Source organism: Adonisia turfae CCMR0081 (assembly GCF_011009555.1).
GTDB lineage: Bacteria > Cyanobacteriota > Cyanobacteriia > Phormidesmidales > Phormidesmidaceae > Leptothoe > Leptothoe turfae.
In genome coordinates this window covers 6,804,087-6,807,130 of record NZ_QXHD01000004.1, presented here as the reverse complement: position 1 = coordinate 6,807,130, position 3,044 = coordinate 6,804,087, and the positions used below count along the sequence as shown (strand labels likewise).

The window sequence follows — 3,044 nt, the reverse complement described above, 5'->3', positions numbered from 1 at the left end:
GCTCCCTCAACGCGAATTGTCGGTGTCAACTACATCTGCTGACAGACTATTGCCTGCTGCTTAAAAGACTAATATGACGGACGCTTACCCAAAAGGATGGGAAAATTTGGGTAGTGGGTCGCAGCATTCTAGCCGCTTACCAAATTTTAGAAGACGTTAAGTTGTACATAAATCAGGCTTATTGGGTATAAATCTCAAGAAAGGCCTATGCTTAGAAAGCTGATTTTTAGCGGGGATCGATGGTAGGGCGATTGCGATCGCAGCCGATCTTGCCTACGCTAAACCTGGGATTACACGCATATTTCACGATCACAAGCTGGCCAAACGGTATGAGGCCCTAGAGATGATAAGTGTAAGTATTAAGCCAAAGTACCCAACCCTATCACCTAACACCCGAACGGATATGTGAACCGACAAGTCCCTCAGGTTTGCTTAATCGTCTGCTGAGCAAACTAAATACAGTTGCTTCCCGTGGCGCAGGCATTATCAGTCACGCTCCTAAATTCATAAAATCACCTACAAATTGCCGTAGATCCTTATTGACAATTTTTCTTATTTAGGTGATGCTAAGGTCATCTGTCTGAGCATGTATGAATGCGGGAGGCATGCAAGTAATGGTGGGTCGAGAGATTGAATCGTTAGTCACGATAGTTATCACTCTTTTTCTCTGTTTAATAGTTAACGTATCCCCTGCTGTTGCCAGTGTCACTGATGCCACAGTATGGAATAATTTAGGGCAACAGCTTTTTAGCCAAAAGCGTTATCCAGATGCTTTGTTAGCGTACAATCATGCTTTATTAATTGAACCAGAGTATTCTCTTGTTTTGGCAAATCGCTGTGGTGTTCTCAGTCAACTGCAAGAATTTCATCAAGCCTTAGTATCCTGTGATTTAGCCCTTGAAATCAATAGTCAATGGGGCGCACAAGGCTCTGCTCTCGGTTGGGATAACCGAGGGGATGCCCTTTTCAACCTGGAAAGGTATCAAGATGCTCTACATTCATTTGAACAAGCCTTGATGCATAATCCTGGCTATCAGAACGCACGACGAAATCGTCAGATTGTATTGAGCCGACTAGAGCAAATCGGTGAAAAGCCGTAAAGATTACATATTTCTGGAGAGCATTAGTTTATGTGGGATCCTCCTGCCATAATTGACATAAATCTGTTGTTAATTCTGTCCCCAATTACTGTTGCGATCGCTTGGAGCATACTAATTTCTAAAATTCTCAATCTATAATTTTCTTCACAGTTATTAACATCCTCGAAAACAATTCTTGAAGTCACACAATCCATGACTCTGAACAATGAATCACTTTATTGATGTTGCCGTTGCTTTTTTAGGTGGCACTATTATCTCGGTCAAAGGTGGCTACCGTGTATTACAACATCCCAAGAAGGGGCATATTTTTAATCGGCTAGCTGATGCTCGTTGGTTTTTAGCTGTTCATTGGTGTGATCAATTTCCAACACCAGCGGGGATCTTAACCCATGATGGACAAGTTACCTTTCAAAATCATGCGGCTTTGGCCTATGGAGACACCGTGTTTTTACCCATAAAGTCCAGGAAAGCCATCTTCAATCACTGTTTAACGTTGACACCTGGAGAAGTCGTAACTTATACAATTGAGGACTCTTCTCAGACTGATAAACATGAGGTAGAAATCATGGGACTAGATATTGATCCCCGGTATGGAAGAGTTGCCCTAGTAAAAACAAAACAGTCAGGTTCCTCGGCATCGTTTTAGAGTCTTAGTTGAAATATAATCTACGGCACTAACCAACAGCAGACAACGTGGGCATAAACGTGAGACTAGACATGGTTTATCTCTCCTTTCTGGCACAAAGCACAACATAACCTAAGTTGCTGCCATGACGGATAAACGTTTCTCGCATAGAGAGAATGCGCTGACGGAGAACCGGACGGGTGAGCATATTCCAACCCATGGTTAGTAGAGTCGGTACGCCTTCCTCTTTAGCAATACAGAGAGGGTTAAGCAGTGCCATAGGACCACTGTTGGACTGCTCTACAGTGAGTCCTGCGGTTTGACAAACATCCATCCATCCCTGCATGGACAACGGGGCGGCATTCACCCGAATAGTGGTGGACAGGTCTCGATGAATAGCCTCAATATTAGAATCACTCGCCCGCGATTCGTGACTAAGAAATTGACCATTAGGTTTGAGGCGATCGCAAATGCCAGACAAAATTTTAACCTTACCTGCGGCAGACTGCATGGTCAAAATTGCTTCTGCTAGCACATAGTCAAACTGTTCTGTAATTTCCTCTAAATGGAAAATATCTCCCTTAATAACACTGACCTGGTCAGTTAAGCCAGCAGCAGCAATATTGGCTTGGGCACGAGCCACACTGTCAGAATTTTTCTCGATGCCCACCACACGTACTCCGTAGCACTGCGCCAAGGAAATTGCACTGTAACCAAAGCTTGCCGCCAATTCTAGAACAGTTTCACCAGGCTGAAAGTCAGCCCAGGCAAAAAGCTGTTCAGTCGCTCTATATCCTCCTGGGCGAAGAGCCTGTTTACCGGCAGTTGCTAACACTTGATGGGCTGGGGCAGTTTTCAGATCTATCTGAGCCATATTCATTAGCGCAAGACAATACCCTGAATATGCCAAAGAACTCCATCTTATTCTATGAGGTAGCTCATACACGGAGCATCCACTTAATCCAGGAAAGCTCGGCTCGACAGGGAGTTAGGACGAAGGAGTCAGGGGCTCACTACCTTTCGACAAAAAAAATTGTGGTTGAAATAAAAAATATTTCAACCACAAAATAACCGAGTGAACACCGCAATAGCCAAATTCTGAAAAAATCCAAAAGTCTCATTGAGCAGAACCCACAGAAAGCCCTTTGGCTGCCAATAGCAACTAGAATTCAACTATTCCAGGTGAAAATAATTATACAGTTAATATTGAGAATCAGTCCTATATACTTAGGCTACCGGTATCATATTCAGTTATGGGTTAACCAACAGGAAAGCCCTAGCTGCGGGAATATTCAACAACGAAATGCTGGTCTACTTTA

3 protein-coding genes are annotated in these 3,044 nt (G+C 43.5%); 2 read left to right on the top strand and 1 reads right to left on the bottom strand.

The window, feature by feature from the left end; translation table 11 throughout:
* Nucleotides 1-605: 605 nt before the first annotated feature.
* Entirely contained in the window at nt 606-1,100 is a 495-nt protein-coding gene (locus DXZ20_RS32920) for a tetratricopeptide repeat protein (protein WP_163702934.1), read from the top strand.
* Between the two features lie 205 nt (nt 1,101-1,305).
* Nucleotides 1,306-1,746 (top strand): hypothetical protein, encoded by a 441-nt coding sequence (locus DXZ20_RS32915; protein ID WP_163702933.1) that lies wholly within the window; start codon nt 1,306-1,308, stop codon nt 1,744-1,746.
* A 76-nt stretch (nt 1,747-1,822) separates the two neighbouring features.
* Here DXZ20_RS32915 and DXZ20_RS32910 read toward each other — a convergent pair whose 3' ends face one another.
* Entirely contained in the window at nt 1,823-2,605 is a 783-nt protein-coding gene (locus DXZ20_RS32910; RefSeq protein ID WP_250566008.1) for an SAM-dependent methyltransferase, read from the bottom strand.
* Nucleotides 2,606-3,044: the final 439 nt, after the last annotated feature.